Consider the following 24,692-nt stretch of genomic DNA (forward strand, 5'->3'; position numbering starts at 1 on the left):
TAAATGACAGACAGAATAGGAAATGCATCACTCGTTGGTTCTTTGGTCAACTCGGTCCAAGGAGACCAAAATACACTAGTGAATCTCCAGCAGCTTTTAGCTACAGGCAATAACATCTCAAAGCCAAGTGATAGTCCGGTTGGAATCTCCAACTTGCTGGCGCTGCAGACTGGGCTTTCGCGCGCTAATCAGTTCGTGGCGAATGCAAAAGATGGTTCGACGATGCTTGGGGTTGCTAATGGCGCAATGAGTACTGCGATGAATGTTCTACAACAAGCTCGCACGGCGATTCTCTCTGCGGGAAATGGTGCCTTACCCTCAGCCTCGATAAAGGCGATAGCTAGCCAAATTAATGGATATGTCCAGACCTTGGCGGGGATAGCAAATACCCAATATCTAGGTGTGGCAATCTTTGGGGGAACCTCGGGTGCGCAATCCGCCTATACCCCAACTACTACTAGCGGCACGACGGTCTATACCTATCAGGGCAATGGTGTTGCTCCGAGCCGAACGGTTGCTCCGGGAGTCACGGTAAATGCGAGTTTGGCTGACGCTTTTGGAACTGGAAACCCACCCTCAAACCCAGCTTCTCCTGGTTCTGGAGAGCTTGGGTACGCAAATAACACAGCTAACATAATGACTACCTTAAGTAGTATTGTCAACGACTTACAATCTGGATCGTCTGCCAATATGTCTACTGATTTAGGTAAATTTGATACTGCTTTTGCAGTCTTTCAGACAAATGCTGGTCAAGTTGGTGCTCAATATCAGCAGATGCAGGCCATGCAACAGCAGACGACCTATACTCAACAATCGTTGAATACCCAACTTGGCGCGATTCAAAATGTCGATGTGGCTTCCGTCTCTACACAATATCAGCAAGCTCTTTCAAACTATCAAGTCGCACTTTATGCGACGGCACAATTGGGCCAACAACCATCGTTGGCCACATACCTTCACTAGTATTAGGACTGGAGAGTAATAAATGAATACCATAGAATCTGAGCCAGAGGTGGATGAGTCACCAAAGTCGGGCGCTCCGAGTTTTCGAATCGTAGCCGAAGTCAACTTGCCGAAGGGCTTGCCCGGCTTCTTTGCTGAGCGCAAGTTTGCACTTTTGGATCTAGGAGACGACTACAACCCTTATATGGCATTACGTTCGTTCACCTCCGAACTCACTCTTATCGTGGTTGAACCTCGATTTGTCGTTGAGGACTACCAGGTTCACGTGGATGACCCAACGCAGAATCTTTTGGGTTTGACGCGATCAGAGGACGCACTGGTGCTCGTGATAGCAACTCTAAGGGAGAACAAAAATCCTGTTGTGAATTTACTTGGACCGATAGTTCTAAATGTTGAAAGCAAGATTGCAGCCCAAGTTGTTCAGGTGGAGAGTGACTACTCTGTTACCCACGAAGTTTCACTTGCTCTTCGGGCTTCAGACCGAGTTGTACTCTAGGGGTGGTTTTGGGATGGTGGAATTTAAAAACCACCATCCGATCTTCCTGCAGCCCAAGTACTTAGTCTCTTATCACCTTTGGATTAGGGTACTCTCTAGGGACCTGAACGAGGGGTTTGAACTAGGTCGTTAGAGAACTCGACAAAGATACCCACCCGGGTACATCTTTTAATATAGGACAAACCACAAGAAGCCCCTGGGCACTTTCAGCGCCATTGCGGGATAGTCGAACTTGGGCGGGCCGCAACCTTAGTTGACAAGCTGACGCTAGCCCAAGGTTATAAGTAAATTACCTAAAACTCTATTGCTAGCACAGCCCAAACCTAACGCCGAGATGGTGATGTGACCCTACAGCCCTGGTCTATTAGAGTTACTCCTAGGAGGTAGGCGTAGGTCTTCATCAAGCAAATGGCTTAGGTGGCCGATGTGCGTTAGCTATTCTTTGGCGGAATCATCAATCGGCATCTTGATTTCACCCATATCGATGCCTAATGCCTTAGGACTGGTTGCCGCCGCTTCGTTCGCAGCTTTCACCGCCAGATAAACTTCTTCTCGGTGAATTTCTACATCCCGTGGCGCCGAAATCCCGACTCTTACTTGATCTCTATGGATATCAAGTATCGTAATTACAATATCGTCACTTATGACGATGCTTTGGTTGGCTCGGCGTGTTAGTACTAGCAAAGCGCCTCCTTGCGCGAGATGGTCGTAGGCAAGTAACGAACAACTTATACAATAGGGCCTATTTGGGTATATTTTGCGATCAAATGCTAATACTTCGCAAAAGGATTGAAATTTAGCTACTTTTCCCCAGATAACTGTTTTCTTAGCCACCAGAGTGTCTTATAGCTTTGACTATGTGGAGATGGCTCCGGGTAGCATCTCGACTTTAGTTGGTTAGTATCCGAAAGCTATGCCTTTGGTGCCACTTGCAACTGAAGGTATTTGAGTGACGTACTGCACTGGGTCAAACTGTTCTGGGTCGCTTTTGCCTGGGTCAAACTGTTCTGGGTCAAACTGCACTGGGTCAAACTGCACTGGGTCAAAATGCACTGGGTCAAAATGCACTGGGTCAAAATGCACTGGGTCAAACTGGCTGTTGTGGTGAGTTGCCAAAGGGCCTTGTAGTTCAATTAGGCAAGACACAAATTGGCAAGGCACAAATTGGCAAGACACAAATTGGCAAGGCACAAATTGGCAAGGCACAAATTGGCAAGGCGCAAGTCGATAAGGTGCGAGTCGGAATGACTAATCCTTGTAGAGAAGCTTTCCCATTGCCCTGCCATCAGATCGACAAAGCGACTTGCAGCTTTGGAGGTCTTTTGATATCGCACCTCTTTGCTCCTGGAGTTACGCGTCGAAATCCTCCAGTGGAGTTTGAACTTACTCGGCCAGCCGTCGTGCTTTTTGGGTCAATTCCAGCTGTTATTAGTTTCAATGTGATCGGCTCCGTTTGCATCTTTATTATTAGATGCTTTAGAAGGCTTTTTATGAAAGAGGCAAATCATCGCAATGGCTAGAGGAAGGAAGGGCGTCTTAGCAATTTTCTTTGAGTTTGATTGTCTTTTTGGTTAGGTCTCTTGATGCGTTATGATCAATTTACAGTGGCTTTGCATTCGATTTGCTAACGATGCGCTAAGTTTTGTTACGGATGAAGCGTGTGTTTCTTGCTATCGCCTAGGTAGTAGCGGTTTAGTTTTATGATCGGTGGATTTAGTTGGCAGTAATTTTGATCACAGGTGCCACAAGTGGAATTGGCCTAGAGACTGCTTTGGAGTTTGCCAAACGGGATGATCATGTGATTCTCGCGGGTCGAAATAGACGCAAGATTGATGATGCGATTGAGAAAATTGCTAAAGTGGCACCAAAGGCAACGCTCGATCAAGTGGTCTTCGACCTCTCAGAGGTTGGATCGGTATTGATGGCTGCCATAGAGCTCAAGGCACGATTTGATCGTATTGACATCCTAATCAATAACGCCGGCGTGATGGCTATTCCTATGCGAATGGAGACCAACGATGGATTTGAGAGCCAATTCGCGACGAATCATCTCGGCCATTTTGTCTTGACAGCTGGCCTCTACGACCTTTTACTTGAGTCCAATTCGCCTCGTGTGGTTACGGTCTCGTCGATGGTAGCTAAGTTTGGAACTATCGACTTCGATGATCTGAATGCGAACGAGAATTACTCGCCGTGGAAGAGCTATAGCCAATCAAAGCTCGCCAATCTGCTATTTGCCAGAGAACTTTCAAAGAGAGCAATGGCCAACTCCGATCCAATCATTTCCCTAAGCTCACACCCAGGATATAGCGCTACCAATCTCTCCTTCAATGGGCCGAGAATTGGCAAGGGAACGCCGGGAGTGCTAAAGCTTTTGCAACCACTGATTGCGCAGAGGCCCTATATGGGTGCACGTCCATCGATAATGGCGGCTACGTCTTCGATCGAGAACTGGACTTATTTCGGCCCACGCGGCCCCTTTGGTTTGAGAGGTAAGCCAACAGTGGTTTCGCCTCCGCCAAAGGCTCTCGATGATGTCGCAGGCGAGCGTCTTTGGAATATTTCCGAGGAAATGACAAAAACTACTTTTGGAATTTAGATTTTTCTTTGAGTTGCTTTCCATGATAGTTATGGCGGCATAGGCTTGTTTTCAGCTAGGTCGTTATTAAAGATGGTTTTCAACTAGGTGGTCTTGATTTTTAGGGCCTGGAAAATCTTTATGGTGGAACTGTGTAATTTGTGATTTTTTGTATTCGATCCAGAGATGACAAACTATCAACGATGCGATCATGTCTTGAAACATAAAGGTATAGGGCAAATCTAACTAGCTAGATTCAAAGCCCAACTGCTCTAAATTCTGCTCTGTTACCGATCGAAAGAAGAGGCTACTTCGGCGCAATTTTGCTATTTTCCATGGGTAACCGTGTGGTTTGTCTGAGAGCTAATTTTTGACTTTTATTTATTCTTAGATCAAGTATCTGATTTCAATGCTAGTTGCAGACAGGCTTAGCCTTGTATGGTAACGGTTCCTGGTTCGAAAAATTAAGGATTTCATTTTTACCGATAGCACTTTGACTGCAAAGGTTTTTTGCTTAACCCTATGGCAGGTACGCTGAGGCCTTCAATTCACGAATTTTATAAGCTATTGGATATCTTGAAAAGCTGTTGTGTAAGAGCCTGGAGCCGACTCTTCGTCAGGGAAATAAACCATACCTATTTAGATGGATGCGGCTCAAATTTCAATCTTTGAGACAACTAATTGTTCGCTTAGAGATCTCACCCGGAGCGTGCTAGGTGTGCCAGGCGTAGTTTTAGGTTTTGGCTTTGGCTGTATTACGTCTAGTTCTAGATGGATAATACTTTCTTTTTGGCTATGGTTGTCTTTGCCTGGAGCCGACTCTTCATAGTTTTATAGATGCAGATTACGAATCGGACTTTTGAGATACCAACTTTAGCTAGGGATTATTAATGGCGTGCACTGTCGCTGGGATAGTTTCATTTGATCCTTGAGAGGCTGGATAGTTATCGATCTTAATAGTGCTTGGAACTGGTTGAGTACGCACTTTATTCAATTGGTCAAGGTGGCCGATCTTCTTGCCGAAAGTCATTGGAGACATCCTTTACCATCGGGGGTTTAGATGAGTTCCAATTCGGGCGACACCAGCGGTCAGATACCAGAGGAAGTTGCGGAATTTTTAGTTGAGAGTTATGAGAACCTTGACAGACTTGACCAAGATCTAGTGATACTAGAGAGCGATCTGCATAATAAGGAGACGCTCTCGTCGATTTTTCGAACTATTCACACCATAAAGGGCACATGTGGCTTTCTAGGGTTTGAGAAGTTGGAAAAGGTAGCCCACGTAGGTGAGAACCTGTTGTCGAAGCTACGTGACGGCGTGATAATGATAAATCCGGGGATTACCTCGGCGCTTCTATCAACGGTAGATGCAGTTCGTGAGATGCTCTCATTTATAGAGCAGGAAAACTACGAGGGCAATGGCGACTACAGCGCGCTAATCGAGCTTCTTGCTTCGATGACCAATGGAACGCTACCGCAGCCGAGCCAAGGCTCTAACCCAGCCACGGTTCCTTCGAGTGCCCCTACATCTCAAGACCCCATCTCTCCGCCGGAAGAAGTTCAACCAGAGATTCATGAGCCAATTAAGGTCGGGGAGTCTTCCTTTGTCTTCAATAAGAAGGTTTCAAAGCCTGCTCCACCCCAGGAACCCGTCTCTATAGCGGCTTCGACATCCGAGCAGGTCACAGTCGATGAGCCTTTGGCCGTATCGCCTATAAGTGATGTCTCAAAGGATGCAACTCCTCCAAATAGAGGTGATGTCGACAAGGATAAAGTTGTCACATCTGTCTCTGACGCCAATATAAGGGTTGACGTTGGGTTGCTGGACAAGCTTATGAACTTAGTCGGAGAGTTGGTTCTAGCACGAAATCAGATTCTGCAATATACCTCTTCTCAGACCGACTCTTCGTTCGTTGCAGCTTCGCAACGGTTGAATCTGATTACATCTGAACTTCAAGAGGGTGTGATGAAGACGAGGATGCAGCCGATTGGGAATGTCTGGTCTAAGTTCCCTCGGGTGGTTCGAGATTTAGCCCTCTCTGTCGGTAAAAATGTGGCTATTGAATTCGAAGGCAGAGAGACGGAACTGGATCGAACTATCATCGAATCGATCAAGGATCCCCTGACCCACCTTGTCCGTAACTCAGTAGATCATGGAATTGAGACACCAGAGGGTCGAATTGCAGCAGGTAAAGCTCGGGATGGTCGATTGATCCTTCGTGCATACCACGAAGGTGGCCACGTAAATATTGAAATTGCAGATGATGGTGCTGGAATTAACCCCGATAGGATTCGGGCTAATGCTCTCAAGAAGGGCCTTTTTCGAGCGGATCAACTTGACAAGATGAGTGAGCGTGAGATTACAAATCTCATCTTTGCGCCAGGGTTTTCCACCGCTGAGAAGATTACCAATGTCTCGGGGCGTGGCGTTGGGATGGATGTGGTAAAGACCAATATCGAAAAGATTGGCGGCACTATCGACATCCAAAGCACTCCTGGTGAGGGAACCACTATCAAGATCAAGATTCCACTTACCTTAGCTATCATTCCTGCACTTGTGGTGGCTGCAGGCGGCCAGCGCTATGCAATCCCTCAAGTCTCCCTAGTAGAACTTGTGCGCCTGGAGCGAGATCAAGCTAAGGTCGATATTGACTCTGTCTATGGTGCCCCTGTCTGTCGATTGCGGGGAAATCTCCTTCCTCTTGTCTATCTGTGCGACTTGATGCATACCTCGACGAAAAAGATAGAAGATGAAGCTGTAAACGTAGTGGTGCTTCAAGCCGACGAGAGGCAATTTGGCCTGGTAGTTGACAACGTCGTTGACACCGAAGAGATCGTCGTGAAACCACTCGGTAAGCAAGTAAAGAATGTAGATGTCTACGCTGGCGCGACAATAATGGGTGATGGACGCGTTGCACTGATTTTAGATGTAATGGGAATCGCACAGCGGTCGTCGGTGATTTCAGAGGTGCGAGATCGTAAGCTAAGTGAACTTTCAGCTAGTTCAACGCTCGAGGTGGGAGAGCGCCAAACCCTGCTCCTGCTAGGTGTCGGCGATTCGTACAGGGTCGCGGTTCCGCTGTCGAGCGTGGATCGTCTGGAAGAGTTTCCTTCCGATGCCCTTGAATGGGCAGGGGATAACCAAGTTGTTCAGTACCGTGACGCAATAATGCCACTCATCTGGCTCTCGAGCACCCTTGGTGTACCGAGTGCAACAGAAGTCGATTCCGCGAGCATTCAAGTTGTGGTTCATTCGGGCCATGGCAGGCGTGTCGGAGTAGTGGTCGATCGGATCCTTGACATAGTTGCTGTCAATATGAACCTAGAGAAGTGTTCTATAAAGTCACAAGTCATCGGTTCAACAGTTATCAACGATCGAGTAACTGACATAGTTAACGTCGACGAAATCGTTCAAAGCGCTCTTGTGAACTTTATCGATTCGTCCAATTTTGCTTTAGCTGGATACGGAGGCTAGAAGTGTCCCAAAAGATTTTGAGTGAAAAGCAGTATTGTACCTTTTATTTGGACAATCATTTTCTTGGAATAGGCGTTCGCGAGGTTCAAGAGGTCCTCAAATACCAACCGATGACAAGTGTTCCATTGGCCGATGATGTAGTTGCTGGACTCATCAATCTGAGAGGCCAGATTGTAACTGCTCTTGACCTTAGGAAGGTCATGGGTCTCGCGCATCTAGATGGTCGTCTTCCTATGAACATAGTGGTTAGAAGCGACGATGGCCCCTTGAGTCTCTTGGTCGATGAGATTGGAGATGTCGTCGAAGTGGAGGCGGACTTCTTTGAGGATCCACCCGAGACGCTTGAGGTTTCATTTCGTCACCTGATTAGGGGTGTCTATAAGCTCGAAGGCAAACTGATGCTTGTTCTGGATCTTGAGCGAGCGGTATTTTCATTAGTCGACGCCTGATTTGGCCCAAGTAGTCACATTCACCTTTTGGCCCAGTGGATCGCTTTGGGCAAATATTAAATCACAACTATCTCCGGAGGGGATCTAGATGGCGTTGGCCCTGGTAATAGACGATTCGAGCGCAACGAGGATGATTTTGGCACGTATCTTAACGGAGCTTGGGTATTCGGTCGAAAAGGCAGAAAATGGCGCTGATGCTCTTCATAAACTCTCGAAGATGGCCAAGCCAGAGCTGATTCTAATTGACTGGAATATGCCGGTTATGAATGGTTATGAGTTTTTGGTAAAGGCGAGGTCGATGGCTCAATTCGACGATGTGACGATGATGATGGTCACTACTGAAACCGAAATTGAGCAAGTCTTAAAGGCTCTCGAAGCAGGTGCTAACGAATATGTAATGAAACCTTTCACTAAGGACGTTATAGATGAGAAGCTCTCGCTCCTGGGTCTCGGAGCGAGGTAGGCGGATGGATAGTACGCGTATCCGTGTAATGGTCGTCGACGACTCTGCTGTTATTCGTAAGATCGTAACCTCGACACTACTTCGGGAGCCCGATATAGAAGTCGTAGGGACTGCAGCCTCTGGTAAAGAAGCGATTGCTCGCTTTAGGGAGTTGCAACCCGATGTAATCACTCTAGATATCGAGATGCCCGAGATGAATGGGATTGAGGCGATTGGTCATATTCGCGCTATGGATTCGCGAGTTCCTATCATCATGTTTTCAACTCTTACAGAGGCTGGGGGCAAGGCTACCTTAGATGCACTCAGCTGTGGTGCGACTGATTATGTAACAAAGCCAACATCTAGCGCCAGCATAGAATCATCGAAAGACATTATTGCATCTGCTTTGGTCGGTAAGATTAGGGTACTTGGCCAAAAGCGAAAAAAATCTCCTCCTTCGTTACCGGGATCAAGCGGTGTCAATCCGACTCATCGACCAGGTGCCACCAGAGGGTCTTCTTCAACTATCGAAACTCGCCATTCCAATTCGCGCGAGACCCGCAACGCTCTGCCAGAGCCAATTGGCCGTAGTCTTTCTCACCGAGATGAAGGCTCTCGCGATAGTGGCTCGAGGCAAGTGCCAAGAGCGGCTCCTACTCGAGCTCCTTCTGTTGTATTGATTGGCATATCCACCGGGGGGCCGAATGCTCTAGGGGAGGTAATCCCAGCACTGCCAGCTAACCTTTCGGTGCCAATTGTGATCGTGCAGCATATGCCTGCGACCTTTACCCGACTTTTAGCGGAAAGGCTAGACACCAAGTCAAAGCTTCATGTGATGGAAGCTAAAGGAGGGGAGAATCCTCGTGCAGGAGAAGTTTACATTGCACCAGGAGAACATCATTTGGTTGTCAATACCAACTCTCGCGGCGACTTAACCTTGGCTTTAGATGACTCACCGCCGGTAAATTCTTGCAGACCTTCGGTTGACACGCTCTTTCATTCGGCTGTCAGATTAGGAAGTCGAGTCCTAGCGATCGTAATGACCGGTATGGGCCAAGATGGCTACGTAGGAGCTCGAGAGCTCAAGGGCGTAGGGGCTGAGATTGCGACTCAGGATGAGGCGTCCTCGGTGGTCTGGGGAATGCCTGGATTTGTCACTAATGCTGGACTGTCCGACAATGTTATCGCTTTGTCAGCAATGGCCGACTTTATCTCCAAGCGCTGTGCGCCAAGCAATGGATCTAGCAGATTTTCTGGGCAACCCAAAATGTTGACTTCCGGGAGCCTCGTTGGAACCTCGGGTTCACCTCGTGGTCAATCGAGAGAGCTAGGAGGTGGGAAATGGCACTAACTCCAGGTGATTTTACCTTTCTTTCTAACTATGTAAAGAATTCAACTGCCATTGTTTTGACCCCAGATAAGGATTACTTGGTAGAGTCGAGATTGAATCCCGTGGCGCGGCGCTTAGGCGTCTCAAATATCTCCGATCTGGTCTCAAAATTGCGAGCTAATCCGTCTCCGACTTCGGAGATTGGAATGATGATCTCCGAAGCGATGACGACAAACGAAACCTATTTTTTTCGAGACGTAAAACCCTTTGATGTACTTAGGAGCGAACTATTACCACAAGCGATAGAACGCCGAGGAAGCGATCGCTCTCTAAATATCTGGTCTGGAGCATGTTCTTCGGGCCAAGAGGCATATTCGATTGCGATGACGATCAAAGAGCACTTTCCTACTCTGTCTACTTGGCGAGTTCGAATAATCGGTACCGATATCTCAAGGGCTATGGTGGAGCGAACTAAAGAGGGGATTTTTTCACAGATCGAGATAAATCGTGGATTGCCTGCCCCTCTGTTGGTGAAGTACTTCTCCAAGGTGGGTTCCGAGTGGAAGATCAAAGGTGAATTGACTTCGATGGTCGATGCCTCTGTGATGAACTTGGCCGGGAATTGGCCCATATTGCCAAGGATGGATATTGTCCTTATGAGAAATGTTCTGATCTATTTCGATCTTCCCACTAAGAGGGCAATTTTGGAGAAGGTTGTTCGGGTTATGGCACCGAATGCTTCGTTATTGCTTGGTGGATCGGAAACGACCATGAATGTTACTAATGAATTTGACCGCGTAACGACCGGTACCAGTTTTTACTATCGAATAAAAGGCGGGGGTGCTAGTTCGAGTTCGCCATCGATTGGATCTACCCCAACTTTTCGTGGAACTCCAGTTGCACCACGAGCTGGACTTCGGTAATAATTTCAAGGTTGTTTATAGTTAGGTCGAATAAGACAACAGCTTCTAGCAAAGGATTGAATAGGGAGCTTAGAATGAAGATACTTATTGTTGATGACTCAAAGGCTATGCGGATGATTGTCCTGAGGCACCTCCGCCAAGCGGGATATGGTGACGCGGACTTCTGCGAGGCAGCAAATGGCCTCGAGGGCCTTAGTCAAGTTAAAGCCGAAAGTCCGGATCTAATCTTGAGCGATTGGAACATGCCCGAGATGAATGGTCTCGAATTTCTTCGTAAATTACGATCGGATGGCTTAGACACGGCGTTCGGTTTTGTAACATCAGAAGGTACTCCAGATATGCATATGCTTGCCCGTGACTCCGGTGCTCTATTTTTGATCGCCAAGCCATTTACTGTGGATACCTTTAGGGAGACACTAGATGCAGCTGGGGTGGTATAGATGGATGATCCGACGTTGGTTTCAACTTGGCTTCATGCAATGGTAAATTCTGCCGAGGAGCTCGCCACTTCGACTCTTGGTCTTGAAGGTATTACCGTTATAAATGAAGCGCTCCCAAAGGAGAGGGACTTCCCAGGTTCGTATGTAGCCATAGTAGGTGATTCGTATAATTTTGAATATGGGATAGCAGGAAGCTGGGATTCTTGTGCGGTTCTAGCGCGAGCGCTATTGTTCATGGAGCCAGAGGAAGAACTCAGCGAAGATGACCTTGCAGATGCCGTAAATGAAGTTATAAACATTGTAGCTGGAGGCATAAAAAGACGTATGTCGGAGATTGATACTGGCCTCAAACTGGGACTTCCTGCATTCTTCAATGGAACCTTGCATCCGACATCCCATCAAGAGGCAGCAGCCTCTAAAGTTGATCTAGCGGGAGCGGAAGTTTACCTGATGGTATTTCGCCACCGAACGTAATTTTTATAGCACGAGAGAAGAGAGAGGTAGTCCCATGTCGAATCAAGGAGCAGACCTAAAACTGCCAAATCCGAACGATGTTGAAGAGACACTAGGGATGTTGGTTGGCAAGTCGGTCACAGCCAAGCGGATAGCAACGCCGGGTAAGTTGCCCGGAGTGGGTACTGTCTCTATCTATACATTCGATGATGATGAAGTTGGAGCAGCGGTCTTTTGCGAACTGGGCCTTACTAACTCCTTGGGCGCATCTATGATGATGATCCCAGCAGGAGCCGCAGAAGATGCAACCGACGAAGGTGAGATCCCAAAGAATTTATTGGAGAATTTTCACGAGGTGGCAAATGTTATCACATCACTTTTGAATGATCGCCGTAGCCATGCTAAGCGAGTGAAGCTAGATAGAGTTGTCGTTCTGCCGGAAGAACTCGACGGTGAAACAAGCAGTCTTATAGCTTCGCCAGGTCGTATAGTGTCCTACGATGTTTTTATTCCTGGAGGGTATCCCGGGGGCGAGCTTCGTTTTTGCCTTTGATAGACCGTTTTGACTGAATGCTCTTCCTTCTGGGTCGGTATTTTTGTAATAGTTTCAAGGGGCTTGGGCCATCTAGAGGCTAGGTGAAGATAGTTCTTAATCGGAAATAGACCATAATTTTCAAAAGGTCGTCTCAATTGAGGCGACCTTTTGGTCGATTAATAGTCCATGGTAGATCGATCATTGTCAATCGTTGTTTTATACTCTGAAAAAAACACCAAGCTGCTCTCGCAATCTGTTGATTCAATTTCTTCGGCAATTCGTGCCGGAGATGAAGTGACAATTGTTGAACTTGTTGATTCAACACTTAGAATGCCCCCTCGATTCAAGGTCATTCGAGGCGCAGGCTCGGTTCAGTCCATTGCATCTGTCTCCTCTAACCATCTTTGTGACAAGGTCGTCTTCTTTTGCGCAGGTGCCTTTGTGACTAGGGCGCATTTGGACCAGATCAGAAATTCATCCCTGATAGCCGAGGATGTGATCACCGGTCCTCGCAGTGCTTATCTTCCAGGGTATCAGCTGGCAAGAGGACAGGCCTATCATGGAAGAAGCGCGATGCGTGAGTTTCAGAGTGAATGGATCAAAAGCCACAGCGGTTTCTTTTCATCAGCACCTTTTCTAGGAATCGATGGCATATCATTTACCAAGGAGACATTCATTCGATTTGCCTCGCAGCTGAACAGGTGCGATGATCTGGTTGAGCTATCTTGGTCGATAGCGATCTGGGCGAGTGAAAACCAACTCTCCCTGGTTGTGGATGATTCCCAGTTTCTTCACAGCGATGCAGTGTTTGATTATCACCTAACCCTTGAATATCGAAATGTAAATCAGGGAACCGGGTTTCACAAATATCAGAAAATCGCTATTTGTGACAATGAGCTTTATTCTCGCGAGATACCGGCAATGGGACGAGTGAAAACTCCGGTCTTGAGCCTAACGATGATCGCTAAAGATGAGGAGCATATTATCTCCGGAGCTCTATCCTCGGTATCTGATTTGGTAGAGGAGATTTTTGTCTTAGATACTGGATCGAGTGATTCGACCCGCGATATCGTGCGTTCTCATGGGGGTGCGGTCGGGGAATTTGAATGGTGTGGTGACTTTGGAAAGGCGAGACAGGTAGCTCTTGAATCGGTCGATAGCGACTGGGTTCTTGTTTTGGATGCTGATGAAGAATTTGAGTTTTCTTTTCCCAAGATGTTATCTGAATTGTCGCAAAAGATTGGCCTTCAGATTGGCTTTATGGTCAATATCAAAAGTGTGGACAATCTTGATATAGCGACTCCAATCCGCCACCAAATGGGCCGTATTCTGAGAAGGGTCGATGCGAGATGGGAAGGCAATCTGCACGAAATGGTGCTTCCTAAGCACGCCTTGCTGCCAGCATATTTTTCGACTCTCGAGAATGGATCTATTAGTCATTTTGGATATCAGCCCTCCAGGGTTGATATGCAAGCCAAAGCTTTGAGAAATGTGGCGATTTCTCGAGATTTTGTGAAATCCACGAATCGAAGTCCAGAGTCTCTAGTTCATCTTGGTCGTTCTTTAATGATGATCCAAGAGATCGATGAGGCGGCTGAAATCTTGGGGGATGTGATTGACTCTATTGCAACCCCGCTTAGTTGGTATCCGATTGTCTTGAGATTATTAATTCAAATTGAGCTTGACCGCGATAACTCCCAGGCTGCGATTGATTGGCATCGACAATTCAAAGATAGATTTCCACATCGAGCAGACCAGGCAGCGTTCGAGATGACGATTTTGATTTCGCTTGGTCGAACAGACGAGGCACTTTCAATCTTTCACTCACTGCCTCTCTCTGAGAGCTACTTGGGAGATCAACAGTTTGACAAGAGTAAATTTTTACCGATGTTGATTGGCCACCTCTATGATAATGAAAGATATTTAGAAGCACTAGGAATTATTATTGAGGGTCTTGAAAACTCGGGTTATCTGGAAATTCACCCTGGATTGGTTGTGTCCATCTTGGAGAAAGCCAATATCCATCCGATAGAGTTCTATAAACGCATTCCAGAAAAGCGGCGAATTCCTGTCTTTGGATTTATTCAACAGCTGGGCTACAGCGACCCCGAAGCTGCTAGTAAGTTTTTACTTTCCTTATGGAGAAATCAAATTCAGGATGACTTGGTCTTGGCGTGTGCACTCAATTTCGTCCACGACGCTTCATTGAGCGCTCGTTTGGAGTGGTCGTCGATCGCTAGGAGTTCCGGACAAAGCGATAAATGCCCACTCGTAACGGTTGGCGCTGACAACTCCAGGGATTTGTTGGAGAGGATTGTATCTTTATACGTCGCTGACTTTGCATTCGGGGATCCATTTGCACATAAACAGCTTGACGAGCTGATGCGGTCAGTGGATCGATGCGTGCTCGAAGATGCCTTGGAAGAGATTCGTCAAAGATATGAAATAATAATCCCAATGATAGTTGCTGGAGTACCCCTTCAAGCTGGTATTTCGTGAAGTTTGATTTGCCATATGTCTCAAAAATCCAAGTGACAATGTGTGAAAGTATTAAAGGCTTAAAGATCAAGGAAAAATTAAAGTTCGTATTAGTTAAGCCGAGATATTAGGTAGCCACTCCATCGGTGACCCTGTGAATCTTGCCGCAAGAATCGCGTCACCAAGGATGGGAGACGTAAAAATCAAGGAGGAAATTACCAAATGTCACTTTCTATCAATACTAATATCGCAGCAATTGACGCTTATAACAACCTGAATAACACTAGCAATGCAATGAGTAAGACAATATCTCAGTTGTCTTCGGGTCTTCAGATCCAAACAGCCGCTGATAACGCTTCAGGCTATGTAATTGCCCAGGATTTGCAGGCACAGTCAAATGGCCTAAATGTTGGAATAACAAACGGGCAAAATGCAATTGCAGTTCTTCAAATTGCAGATGGAGCAATGAACCAGCAGGCATCTATTCTGCAGCGGATGAACCAACTTGCAACCCAAGCCTCCAACCAAGGTGCCATGACATCTAATGCCTATAGTGCGGTCAATGCTGAATTTACTTCGCTTGCAAGTCAGCTAAATCAAATTGCCAATTCAACGTCTTTTGGTTCCGCGACTAACACGCTTTTGACTTCAACTCAGACGCTGACATTTCAACTCGGAGCATTTAACACCGGAGCGAATCAAGTAACGGTAGGGATGAACGCTACCACACTCGGCGCACTCTCTCTCGGCGGTGTTTCAATTGGCTCCGGAACAGCGGCACTCTCGGCAATGGGTGCGGTTCAGGCGGCAATTGACAATATCTCGTCGATTCAAGGTGCATTGGGAGCGGCGCAAAATCAGATTCAGGCCGACATAGCAAACTTGACGGTTAGTCAGCAGAACGTTCAGTCGGCGCACTCGACACTTGTTGATACTAATGTCGCTCAAGCGATGACAACATTTTCTTCTCAGCAGATATTGATGCAAGCAGGTACTGCTATGCTCAGCCAAGCGCAGCAGTTGCCTAACCTATTGTTGAAACTCATACCGTAATAAATAATTTTTAGCCAAGGCTGGGGTGCGGGAGCTTTTTGGGCTTCGGTGCCCCAGCTCTTTGGTTATTGGATTGTTTGATTGGAACTCATTTTGAGATAAATTGAAAGGGTGATTCTAGATGACAGTATCTTCCACGTCTTCTACCACTAGTAGCGGTACAACCACTGTCAACCCATTTGCCGGTAGCACTACTAGTACATCCGGTGGAGCGCCGATAACTTTCAGCGGGGTCATCTCTGGATTGAATACCCAATCGATAATAGCTGCACTCATGGCAGCCTATAAACAACCTCAAACTAACATCACGAATCAAATCTCACAAATCAATTCCAACATCTCAAACTACGAAACTATCCAGAGTCAGCTGAGTTCCCTTCAAACCGCAGCCGATGCTATCAACCAGACGTATCTATGGGACGCCACCTCTGCATCTTCATCCAACTCTTCAGTAGCCACGGCTACCTCCACATCAGGTGCTCCTACGGGCACCCTAAGCTTTAGTGTGAACCAACTTGCTCAGGGCGCAGTTGAAATGAGCAATAGTTCCGTTGGATCGACTTCCAGCATCGTAGCCACCGCTCCGCTATTAATTGCTACCGGGGCTAGTAACCTTGGATTTGCATCATTGACCGCGGGAACCGGGTTAGCGATTGGTTCGCATTCGATTGATGTGACATCTGCACTCAGCGGAGCATCGGTTACGGGAACTTCAGTCTCTTCTTCTACTACGATTACCACGGGCTCTAACGATACCGTTACCGCGAACGTCAACGGAACAGCACAGACCTTCACCATTGCGGCAGGAACTTATTCCCAGTCCCAACTCGCCAGCGCCCTTGCGAGTGCATCAGGTGGACTATTAAATGTTTCAGCTGCCCAGAATGGTGGCTTAGCGGTTAGTACGACTCAGCTCGGATCAAGCTCGTCTCTTCAAATAACTGGTGGCAACGCATTGTCCTCTCTGGGACTTACCGCAGCTGCCTCGGCGGTTAACGGTACCGCGGGTTCTATTACTGTTGATGGGACTGTCAATACCGTCAATAATGTTGCGGCTGGATCTTCTGTTACTCTCAATTCTGGTACGGGTGGGACGATCGCAACAACCGTTGGTACAACGGGATTTAGTACCGGATCGTTTACGGCGAACTATTTAAACATAGGTGGTGGCACCCTCTCGGATCTAGTAAGTTCGATTAATGGCGCTGGTATTGGAATTAGTGCATCTGCTGTAAATCTCGGAACGAATAGTTACGTCCTTGAACTTGCATCAACTTCAACAGGTACTGCCTCTCAAATAACCCTCGATAATTCTGCACTGTCGTCTTCGCTGGGTGGTATGAAGCAGGTAGTTGCTGGTCAGGATGCACAAATTCAAATCGGTGGATCTAGCGGGTACACCGTAAATTCTGCAACTAACGCCGTTACAGGAGTGATGCAAGGGGTGACGCTGAACTTGGTATCGGCGCAAGCTGCTGGAAGCACCCCTGTGAGTGTTTCAATAACTCCAAATGCAACAGCTATGGCATCGTCAGTTTCTAACTTGGTTTCAGCAGCTAATACCGCTTTGTCTACAATCAATAATTTAGCAGGTTATAACTCTTCAACATCAACCGCGGGACCTTTGATGGCCGATCCTAACATGACAACTCTAACACAGGCAATCTTGCAAACAGTGGCGTCAGCGACGGGGCCTGCCGGGGCTTATAACTCTGCAGCTGTTGGTCTTTCCTTGACGAAGACTGGTACCATAACTTTTGACCAAAATACATTCATAAGTGCATACAACGCAAACCCCTCAGCCGTTGCATCGATCTTCTCCCAGGGTGGGAACTTTCAGTCTTCTAGTGCCACCTATAACGGAGCGGTTTCTCTGGTATACGGCGCAGATGCTACAGTTCCAGGAACCTATGCAGTAAATATTTCACAATCTGCTACTCAAGCCAAGGATGCTGGAAATGTGATTTCAACGGGAACCATTACAAGCGCGGAGAATTTGACGATAACCTCAGGGACTGCGAGCGCATCGTATTCGGCGACTGCGGGTGAAAGTCTCAGCGCCATAGCTACTGGTTTGAATTCCGCTCTATCCGCACAGGGTATAGGGGTAAATGCATCTGTAGTTACAAACGGATCTGGGAGCCAGTTGGTTCTAAATAGCGGTGCATATGGTTCGGCTGCTTCCTTTAGTGTAACCAGTTCAGCTGTTGGTGCCGGTCAGACCGGGCTGGCTAGCGTGGCTAATACTCCCTCGACCTTTAGTGGTCTTGATGTAGCGGGAACGATAAATGGTGTGACCGCTACTGGATCGGGTCAGATTTTGACTGCTCCAGCTACTGATCCAACTCTGGCGGGCATGGCTCTATCTGTTACGGCATCTGGAATTACATCTTCGACGAATATAGGCTCATTTTCCTATACGCCAGGCATTGCCGGGGGAATGGCATATGCCGGTAATTTAGGCTCCAACGCTGTCAATGGCATGACAACTACTACGATAGCTAGCCTGAATAGCCAAGTCAGCGCATTGCAGTTTCAGTACAGCTCATATACGCCGATGATTAACGCAGAGCAGCAATTGTTGACGCAGGAGTTTTCAAATATGGAAGTTCAGTTGGGAACTCTGCAAAATCAGACGCAATGGCTTACATCGGCGATTGCCAAGCTGCCTTAATGAATTGTTTTACTCGTTCCATGGAAGGCATTTATGTATTCAAAGCCTAATGATTATGTAAAAGATGCAATTTTAACTGCGTCACCGACACAACGTCTTTTGATGTTTCTGGATCGTCTGGAAATTGATATGAAACGCGCTGAAATGGGTTTTAATGATGGTAATGTGCAAAGTCGGAACGACGCATTGATTCATGCACAAGAGATCGTTTTACATCTTCGGGATTCTCTAAGACCTGATATCTGGGATGGGGCTATACAGCTGGCCTCGGTTTATGGGTTCATCTACAGTGAACTGGTTTACGCCAATATTAGAGCCGACAGGAAGCGATTTGACGTGGCTAATAACTTGATACTTCAAATAATTACCGCATGGAGAGGTGCCGCCATGCAAATACAAGAAGAAGGTGCTTCAATTGGAGTGGCGTGACGTAATCTCACAGATAGAGGACAATCAAAATGAATCGGTCCTAGCATTGGAAGGAAAGCGGAGTTGGCCCGAATCTCTAGATTTCGGCGCCTTTGATGGTGTTTTCTTTCCAAAGTATGCGAAGGCGAAACTGGTAGATTTGTTGCATAGGAGTGAGAAACTGATTACTGAGGTGCAGACACGTAAGTCCGACTTGTTAATTTTGCTCGAGGCATCAAGGTCTTCCGATGCTAAACGTCCTCGTGCGGTGGACATGCGGGCATAGCAGACTTGTTTGTGGGTAACTTTACGCTTTTGCTTGCCCGCTGACCTCAGAGAGGTTAGGTGTAGGGATGCAATAAAGATGTTAGGTAATTGGTTTTGTAGCGTTGCAATTTTTGGAACTTAATTTTTACTGTAATTTAAGTAATGAATTTAATATACTTTGATTTATGGCACCAACCTCCCGGGGATTGTTGTGGCTGGAAGTGTCTTAATGTTTTAAGCATTGATGTATAAGGATGCATTTGACCTGATTTATCGGAGGTTGATGCTCACTTATGATTTTGCATGCTACTCAGTTGCGTCAACATAGTTAGCATCTTCTGAGGCTACAATAGTTATTTTTTGGTGAGCGATGCTTTAAAATTTGGTTTTGTTCCGTGTTCAGTATCGACTGAATACTAACATAGATTTCGAATGATCTTTTGGATGATTTGAGACGATTAAAACCTCTTTTATGATCAGTGAGGATTGTATTGAAGATTGTCATTGAAGGAAATTTAGATCCACGGGGAAGCTACGGTATTGTCAACGTTAACCTGGGGTTTGAACTCTGTAGGCTTGGACATGAAGTATATTTCCTACCATTAGATGGAAATGCTGAGATAATTAAAGCTCTATGTATTCTCAATGATTCTAGATTTTCTGATCTAAAGTTTCTCGAAAGTGACATTCAATGCGATCTTCGGATTCGCCAAATTTGGCCACCAATTTGGACTAAGCGCCACAAAGATGAGATCTTAATCGTTGTTCAACCGTGGGAATTTGGATCGATTCCGATCGCCTGGATAGAGGGCGTTGAAGGGGTCGATGCCGTTTGGGTTCCTAGTGAGTACGTCAAGAAGGGTTATCTTCAATCGGGTATAGATTCCGATAAAGTTTGGGTTATCCCAAATGGAATAGAGCATCTAGGCAGCGTCAATTCGATGGCAAGAAATGGCGTAAAGACCAAGTTGCTTTTTGTTGGTGGGACGATTTATCGAAAAGGAATTGATTTACTTTTTGGCGCGCTGGCTTCGCTCGAGGAATCGGTTCTGGCTAGAATAGAACTGGTAGTTAAAGACTCTGGAAGTACCTCTTTCTACCAAAATCAGTCACTGATTCCCCATCTGGTCGCAAGGTTCCCAGAAGTTGCTAAGCGAATGATCTATATAGACCAGCACTTGTCGAGAACAGAAGTTCGAGAATTGATTCGTAGCAGTGACGCATTGATACAACCGTATAGAGCCGAAGGCTTCGCAATGCCTATTCTTGAGGCAATGTCTTTAGGCACCTTGGCTGTTCATACCGGAGGAGGTCCCTCCGGTGAGTTCTGCCCGGAATCAGCTTCATTCCACATCCCATCCAAAGCAATAGTCCAGGATATGCCATATGTTGGTGACCTTCTGCTGTCGGACTATGCCTACCTGCGCGAGCCGGATCAAAATTCACTCACGGAGATTGTTACGGAGATTGTCAATGGGGTCGATTTTTCGCACAAGGTTGATTCGGCAAATGCGATAGCACGTAAATATGAATGGCAAGAGGTCGGATTATTGGCTTCTAGAGCTATTGATCAACTCGTTCAAGGAAACGCTCCAGATGATAAACTCTCATCGCTTGGAGCAAAGCTAAAGCGGTTTTTTGATGGTGAACAGATAAATGTTCTTCCGTTGGTATCTGAGTTAAATTTGATCGGAGATTTTGTAAGCTCACGCGATCTGCTTGGATTGAACATTGACGGCAATTCTGAATCATCGGAGAAATTTGACCTGATTTCTTTGAAGAAATCGTTAGACCGATTGGCGGCTAGTGAAATAGATCTATGGTCGGGTGGATGTTATCGGGGACTTGTCGCTTCCCAATTGAGTCGTCGAGATGGAAAGGGATATTTCAATTCTTTCGAAGGCGATGATGAAGTAACCTTTCGGATCGCGAATTTCCTTGCTCAGAACTTTACGACCTCAAAGCGAGTGGTTGATATTGGTTGCGGTCAGGGCTCGATGCTTCGTGCGCTGAGAAATCGTGGCAAATCGCTCATTGGCATAGATGAAGATTCTCGTTTGGTTAGCGAACTGATAGACGACGGGTTTGAGGTTATCCAAGGTTTTGTTCCAAATTGTCTAAATTCAGGTGAGATTGGAGCTTTTGATGGGGTATTTATGGGCCATATCGTGGAGCATCTCGATTCAAAGGCCGCTGAGTCTTTAATTAAATGGATATTCGACAATATCGACGACGATGGCATCTTGGTGATCCAGACACTGGATTTCGCCAATAGCGATGTCAGCTCTAATGGTTTTTCGTTGGATCCCACCTACATTCGACCGTATTCAATCCCACTCCTTAAAAAGCTGCTCCGTTCATCAGGGTTCAACGTTCTCGAGGGTCGGTCGAGGCGAATCTCTGAAATTGCCCCGCTAGATATTGTCGTGGTTGCGCGGCGACCAAATAGAGGCAGTGGCCAAATAAGCTGGGCGTCTTCAAATGAGGACGTCGTTCAGATCGATCAACAAAGTAAGATTCATCATATTGGATTGTTCGATGGTCGATCAGGATTTTCAAAGGCTTCCATTGCACTTCTTCAGCATATCAACTTAGATGATTTGAATGCGAAGCTGTATTTTTCAACCATGGCGGCGACTTCTGAAAGTGCGACTGCGGATGGTAATACATGGATTCCCGCTAATTCTATCGATTCGCTTAAGTCCGACATAGTCGTGGTCGATCTTCCTGTCCTTTGGATTGAGAGTATTGCCCCGTTACTTCGATCGAAATATAGGATTGCTCGGACAACTTTTGAAGCTAATCCTCTTCCCGGAAACTTAGTTGACGTTTTGAATGGTTTTGACGAAGTTTGGACGATGTCGCGATTTGATTTCGAGATATTTAGAGAGTCAGGTGTTTTAAGCGAGAAACTCCGGATCGAACCTGTTTTGCCTCAACGAGTCTCGGCTGACATTAATCCTACGGCACGATATGAGAGCAAGAAAAAGGAATTCACTTTTTTGTCGATATTTGATTTTCAAAGCCGAAAGGACCCGATTACATTGGTGCGAGCATTTTCGCGAGTTCGAGCCAAATACACGGGGGCGAAATTGATTGTGAAGTTGAGTGGGATTGAAAGGGATGCTTTTTTTGACTTTCTAAGAAACTCGTTTACCAGTGATGAGCTTAAAAACTCATTACCGGGGATGTCGATAATTACAGAGTTTCTGGACGATCAACAAATGGATCGGCTTTACAAATTGGCAGACGTATTTGTTCTTCCGAGTCATGGTGAAGGTTTTGGCCTACCCTTTTTTGAAGCGATGCAGCGAGGAATTGTTTCTATAGCACCTGATCAAGGCGGTCAAATAGATTATTGTCATGCTAGTAATTCGTTTTTAGTACGGACGATTGAGACGCCAGCGGTTACGTCTTCCGACCTGAAATGTTTTAGGGATTCTAATTGGTACCAGTGCGCGCTGGAAGATTTGACTTCCAAGATGGAATATGCGCTAGTAAATTCGGATCTATTAGTGAATATGGCTAAATCCGGACTCGTGAGAATTGAAAACTGGTATGAAGGCCACACTAGCATGCAGCAGCATTTGGCGGACATTTTAAATTCGCTTTAAATTGTTTTTGCTGATGAGTCGGAAAAGGGCGACCGGCAAGCTTTTCTCAGATTCTTGCGATGACGCTCATTTTGCAACTGCAAACCCATGGCTCGAGTGGGTGTATGTAAATAAAGTTGTAACTATTATTGAATCTCAGCAACCTCCTGTCCGGTGACGGTTAGCGTCAGTAAGGTTGGCAGTTTTGCTCAGTTTTTCGACAAATGGTTTTTCTAAAATTGCTATCCTCACTTTCACCGTACGTCATCAATGAAAGAGCTTGCAAATCCCCTACAAGCTGATAACAAGCTAAACATAAATGATGGAGGTAGGCCTTCCGAGATCACCTTTTGGGAGGAAATTTCAAACCACCCTGCGGGGGCGCTGACTATTCTGAGTCAGTTGAGAAAAGCACCTCTTGAGGTGCTTGGATCTGCTAAGAGTATCCTTATTTTACTGATAACAGCTTTTTTTGATCCTTTGGATTAAAGTATCATCTTCGATCTGAGTTCTCGCCCTTTCGGGTTCTTCGTATTTTACTTGAGCAAATGCCAACCATTCTGACGCCTGGGACCCTGCTCCAAAGATAAACGAAAAGGCATAATCCGAACCTGAGCAAATGTGCTAATCATCCCGACCCCCACCGAACATGATATGATGACACTATATCTAATTCAATTATTCGTCGCGATAGGAACAAAGAAATGAGACTCTCGGTCTGCTGTCTTACTGCTGGTCCGATCCCAGTAGTGGCGTCGATTTTAAGTATGTTTCGGAATGTGGCGTGGGAAATAGTATGCGCAGTTGACGTGGGGGTCCCAAAATCGGACTTGGATCACCTGAATGGTATCGCAGACAAAGTCTTCATTGTCGAAAAATCACCTTCGGTTTTAGATTCTTATTTGGGTTGGCTGCATAGTCAGTGCAGTGGGGATTGGGTGTTGAAGATTGACAGTGATGAAGTCCCATCCCAAAAATTGCTCGATGAATTACCCAATCTCATCGAATCGCTTGATATCCAAACGTACCTGATCACTCGACGTTGGAGTTTCGAATCATCCTCTTACTGGTTGAACGAGCGACCTTGGTATCCGGACTGGCAAGATCGATTACTGCGAAACAACCCCTCGTCTTTGAGGTTCTATGGAGTGGCACACACTAATTCGCAATACAACTTTCCGTTGAAGCACATCGATGCGCCCATATATCATCTCGACTGCTTACTCTCTGACCTTGATTCGAGGCGAGAAAAAGTGAAACACTACAATACTATAGCGCCCGGTCTATACGCATCGGATGGGAGGCCTCTCAGTGACACACTTTACCTCCCTGAGATCACTTCATCACGACTTCCGAGTTTAGTTCCGTACGAAGACCGACATTTAACCTGAATCCACAGAAATGGACCAGCTTGAGCCCTTCGGTGTGAATCCAAGTCGGTTTTTTGGAACTGATTTAGGTTTGACGGAGGGTCTATGGCTTAAATCTGGTTTCAGAGTGCCAAATATGACCTATTCCCTTTGTGGTTGAGCCTTTTTGGTCATTTTTGAGATTGTGAAATCTCATTTTGGCCATAGTGACCTAATCCCTTGTCTTCTAGAGCAGTTGTTTCAAGTAATATTCAGTGTGTTAGGTAACCAGATGTTCAGGTGATGGCGATCTCAAACTTTCTGATCCGATCAAGAGCCTCTAAGAACTTATCCTTATAGTGCCAGTGTTCTTCAAGATGGAGTATTACTTTTCTAGCTGAACGAGTGATATGTCCTGCGATCTGAAAGTAACACCGTCGAAGCTTTGGTGTGGTTATTACAGTTTGTGTAATAGCGCCTATTCGTGCAGTGAACCGTGCCAGGTTGTGTGCAATTGCACCAAGTTCCAACCAAACGGCATTAGCGTTCATGTATCTGGATGGAACATGATTCCATCCCGAACCTCCTTTGAGATCCTTGATGACTAGTTCGATCTGGGCATGTGCTCGGTGATCAGCCTCAAGAAAGAGCGTTTCGCCTTGTCGATCGGTAATAAATGCGTGATAGTCATAGTCTCTAAATAGTGCCAGCTGAGACCCTGGAGTAGGCTTGACCCTTCGTACGATAAGACGAACGTCTTGTCTATCTCTTGCAAATGCGCGATAT

22 protein-coding genes are annotated in these 24,692 nt (G+C 46.3%); 18 read left to right on the forward strand and 4 right to left on the reverse strand.

The features are described from left to right. The first annotated feature begins 3 nt into the window (after positions 1-3). Positions 4-963 (forward strand): flagellin N-terminal helical domain-containing protein, encoded by a 960-nt coding sequence (locus AXFE_RS05965; RefSeq protein WP_052604985.1) that lies wholly within the window; start codon positions 4-6, stop codon positions 961-963. Between the two features lie 22 nt (positions 964-985). Continuing rightward, the gene (fliW, locus tag AXFE_RS05970) at positions 986-1,459 is read left to right on the forward strand and encodes a flagellar assembly protein FliW (RefSeq protein ID WP_052604986.1); all 474 of its coding nucleotides are present in this window, start codon (positions 986-988) and stop codon (positions 1,457-1,459) included. Positions 1,460-1,894: 435 nt separating this feature from the next. Here fliW and csrA read toward each other — a convergent pair whose 3' ends face one another. Both csrA and AXFE_RS21800 read right to left on the reverse strand, forming a co-directional pair. Then, a complete protein-coding gene (gene csrA, locus AXFE_RS20710) occupies positions 1,895-2,293 on the reverse strand; it encodes a carbon storage regulator CsrA (RefSeq protein ID WP_235347646.1) in 399 nt (132 codons plus the stop codon). Positions 2,294-2,370: 77 nt separating this feature from the next. After that, complete coding sequence (locus tag AXFE_RS21800) at positions 2,371-2,592, reverse strand: pentapeptide repeat-containing protein (RefSeq protein WP_455423330.1); 222 nt, start codon at positions 2,590-2,592, stop codon at positions 2,371-2,373. On the opposite strand from AXFE_RS21800, the gene AXFE_RS20295 reads away from it, so the two are divergent. After that, on the forward strand, positions 2,569-2,979 hold the full coding sequence (locus tag AXFE_RS20295) for a hypothetical protein (RefSeq protein WP_052604988.1): 411 nt from the start codon (positions 2,569-2,571) through the stop codon (positions 2,977-2,979). The two genes, AXFE_RS21800 and AXFE_RS20295, sit on opposite strands and share 24 nt — an antisense overlap. Positions 2,980-3,176: 197 nt before the next feature. Next, a complete protein-coding gene (locus AXFE_RS05990; protein WP_052604989.1) occupies positions 3,177-4,058 on the forward strand; it encodes an oxidoreductase in 882 nt (293 codons plus the stop codon). Between the two features lie 856 nt (positions 4,059-4,914). On the opposite strand, the gene AXFE_RS20715 is transcribed toward AXFE_RS05990, so the two are convergent. Beyond that, complete coding sequence (locus AXFE_RS20715; protein WP_235347650.1) at positions 4,915-5,067, reverse strand: hypothetical protein; 153 nt, start codon at positions 5,065-5,067, stop codon at positions 4,915-4,917. Positions 5,068-5,097: 30 nt separating this feature from the next. Here AXFE_RS20715 and AXFE_RS05995 point away from each other — a divergent pair, with 30 nt between their 5' ends. The 14 genes from AXFE_RS05995 to AXFE_RS06060 all read left to right on the forward strand — a co-directional run bounded on the left by AXFE_RS05995 (position 5,098) and on the right by AXFE_RS06060 (position 22,578). Next, positions 5,098-7,512 (forward strand): chemotaxis protein CheA, encoded by a 2,415-nt coding sequence (locus tag AXFE_RS05995; protein ID WP_052604990.1) that lies wholly within the window; start codon positions 5,098-5,100, stop codon positions 7,510-7,512. A gap of 2 nt (positions 7,513-7,514) precedes the next feature. Continuing rightward, positions 7,515-7,961, forward strand: coding sequence for a chemotaxis protein CheW (locus AXFE_RS06000; RefSeq protein WP_200891197.1), 447 nt, complete (start codon positions 7,515-7,517; stop codon positions 7,959-7,961). Between the two features lie 88 nt (positions 7,962-8,049). Continuing rightward, positions 8,050-8,424 carry a response regulator gene (locus tag AXFE_RS06005; RefSeq protein ID WP_052604991.1) on the forward strand — a complete coding sequence of 125 codons (375 nt, stop codon included), beginning with the start codon at positions 8,050-8,052 and terminating at the stop codon, positions 8,422-8,424. A gap of 4 nt (positions 8,425-8,428) precedes the next feature. Continuing rightward, the gene (locus tag AXFE_RS06010; protein ID WP_082058527.1) at positions 8,429-9,754 is read left to right on the forward strand and encodes a protein-glutamate methylesterase/protein-glutamine glutaminase; all 1,326 of its coding nucleotides are present in this window, start codon (positions 8,429-8,431) and stop codon (positions 9,752-9,754) included. Beyond that, on the forward strand, positions 9,745-10,656 hold the full coding sequence (locus AXFE_RS06015; RefSeq protein ID WP_082058528.1) for a CheR family methyltransferase: 912 nt from the start codon (positions 9,745-9,747) through the stop codon (positions 10,654-10,656). Before AXFE_RS06010 ends, AXFE_RS06015 begins: the two co-directional genes overlap by 10 nt. A gap of 74 nt (positions 10,657-10,730) precedes the next feature. Next, positions 10,731-11,096, forward strand: a complete 366-nt coding sequence (locus AXFE_RS06020; protein ID WP_052604993.1) for a response regulator — start codon at positions 10,731-10,733, stop codon at positions 11,094-11,096. Beyond that, positions 11,097-11,570, forward strand: coding sequence for a chemotaxis protein CheX (locus AXFE_RS06025; RefSeq protein WP_052604994.1), 474 nt, complete (start codon positions 11,097-11,099; stop codon positions 11,568-11,570). It abuts the gene before it with no gap. A gap of 34 nt (positions 11,571-11,604) precedes the next feature. Then, complete coding sequence (locus AXFE_RS06030; protein ID WP_052604995.1) at positions 11,605-12,102, forward strand: hypothetical protein; 498 nt, start codon at positions 11,605-11,607, stop codon at positions 12,100-12,102. A 183-nt stretch (positions 12,103-12,285) separates the two neighbouring features. Continuing rightward, positions 12,286-14,583 (forward strand): tetratricopeptide repeat-containing glycosyltransferase, encoded by a 2,298-nt coding sequence (locus AXFE_RS06035; protein WP_160291748.1) that lies wholly within the window; start codon positions 12,286-12,288, stop codon positions 14,581-14,583. A gap of 201 nt (positions 14,584-14,784) precedes the next feature. After that, positions 14,785-15,615, forward strand: coding sequence for a flagellin N-terminal helical domain-containing protein (locus AXFE_RS06040; protein ID WP_052604997.1), 831 nt, complete (start codon positions 14,785-14,787; stop codon positions 15,613-15,615). Between the two features lie 121 nt (positions 15,616-15,736). Beyond that, on the forward strand, positions 15,737-18,289 hold the full coding sequence (gene fliD / locus AXFE_RS06045) for a flagellar filament capping protein FliD (RefSeq protein ID WP_052604998.1): 2,553 nt from the start codon (positions 15,737-15,739) through the stop codon (positions 18,287-18,289). A gap of 33 nt (positions 18,290-18,322) precedes the next feature. Continuing rightward, on the forward strand, positions 18,323-18,718 hold the full coding sequence (locus tag AXFE_RS06050) for a flagellar export chaperone FliS (protein ID WP_052604999.1): 396 nt from the start codon (positions 18,323-18,325) through the stop codon (positions 18,716-18,718). Further along, a complete protein-coding gene (locus AXFE_RS06055) occupies positions 18,705-18,983 on the forward strand; it encodes a hypothetical protein (RefSeq protein WP_052605000.1) in 279 nt (92 codons plus the stop codon). Before AXFE_RS06050 ends, AXFE_RS06055 begins: the two co-directional genes overlap by 14 nt. Positions 18,984-19,455: 472 nt before the next feature. Beyond that, positions 19,456-22,578: a glycosyltransferase gene (locus tag AXFE_RS06060; RefSeq protein ID WP_052605001.1), complete on the forward strand. Its 3,123-nt coding sequence runs from the start codon at positions 19,456-19,458 to the stop codon at positions 22,576-22,578. 1,624 nt (positions 22,579-24,202) lie between these two features. Here the strand turns inward: AXFE_RS06060 and AXFE_RS06075 are convergent. After that, a partial coding sequence (locus AXFE_RS06075) for a transposase (protein WP_152625901.1) occupies positions 24,203-24,692 on the reverse strand: 490 nt, incomplete at its 5' end.

The sequence above is a fragment of the Acidithrix ferrooxidans genome, from assembly GCF_000949295.1.
Classification (GTDB): Bacteria; Actinomycetota; Acidimicrobiia; order Acidimicrobiales; family Acidimicrobiaceae; genus Acidithrix; species Acidithrix ferrooxidans.

Excerpts from the sequence above, each read along its gene's own strand:
- AXFE_RS05965 (WP_052604985.1), top strand. The coding sequence starts at position 4 with ATGACAGACAGAATAGGAAATGCATCACTCGTTGGTTCTTTGGTCAAC.
- fliW (WP_052604986.1), top strand. The coding sequence starts at position 986 with ATGAATACCATAGAATCTGAGCCAGAGGTGGATGAGTCACCAAAGTCG.
- AXFE_RS20715 (WP_235347650.1), bottom strand. The coding sequence starts at position 5,067 with ATGACTTTCGGCAAGAAGATCGGCCACCTTGACCAATTGAATAAAGTG.
- AXFE_RS05995 (WP_052604990.1), top strand. The coding sequence starts at position 5,098 with ATGAGTTCCAATTCGGGCGACACCAGCGGTCAGATACCAGAGGAAGTT.
- AXFE_RS06005 (WP_052604991.1), top strand. The coding sequence starts at position 8,050 with ATGGCGTTGGCCCTGGTAATAGACGATTCGAGCGCAACGAGGATGATT.
- AXFE_RS06010 (WP_082058527.1), top strand. The coding sequence starts at position 8,429 with ATGGATAGTACGCGTATCCGTGTAATGGTCGTCGACGACTCTGCTGTT.
- AXFE_RS06015 (WP_082058528.1), top strand. The coding sequence starts at position 9,745 with ATGGCACTAACTCCAGGTGATTTTACCTTTCTTTCTAACTATGTAAAG.
- AXFE_RS06020 (WP_052604993.1), top strand. The coding sequence starts at position 10,731 with ATGAAGATACTTATTGTTGATGACTCAAAGGCTATGCGGATGATTGTC.
- AXFE_RS06025 (WP_052604994.1), top strand. The coding sequence starts at position 11,097 with ATGGATGATCCGACGTTGGTTTCAACTTGGCTTCATGCAATGGTAAAT.
- AXFE_RS06030 (WP_052604995.1), top strand. The coding sequence starts at position 11,605 with ATGTCGAATCAAGGAGCAGACCTAAAACTGCCAAATCCGAACGATGTT.
- AXFE_RS06040 (WP_052604997.1), top strand. The coding sequence starts at position 14,785 with ATGTCACTTTCTATCAATACTAATATCGCAGCAATTGACGCTTATAAC.
- fliD (WP_052604998.1), top strand. The coding sequence starts at position 15,737 with ATGACAGTATCTTCCACGTCTTCTACCACTAGTAGCGGTACAACCACT.
- AXFE_RS06050 (WP_052604999.1), top strand. The coding sequence starts at position 18,323 with ATGTATTCAAAGCCTAATGATTATGTAAAAGATGCAATTTTAACTGCG.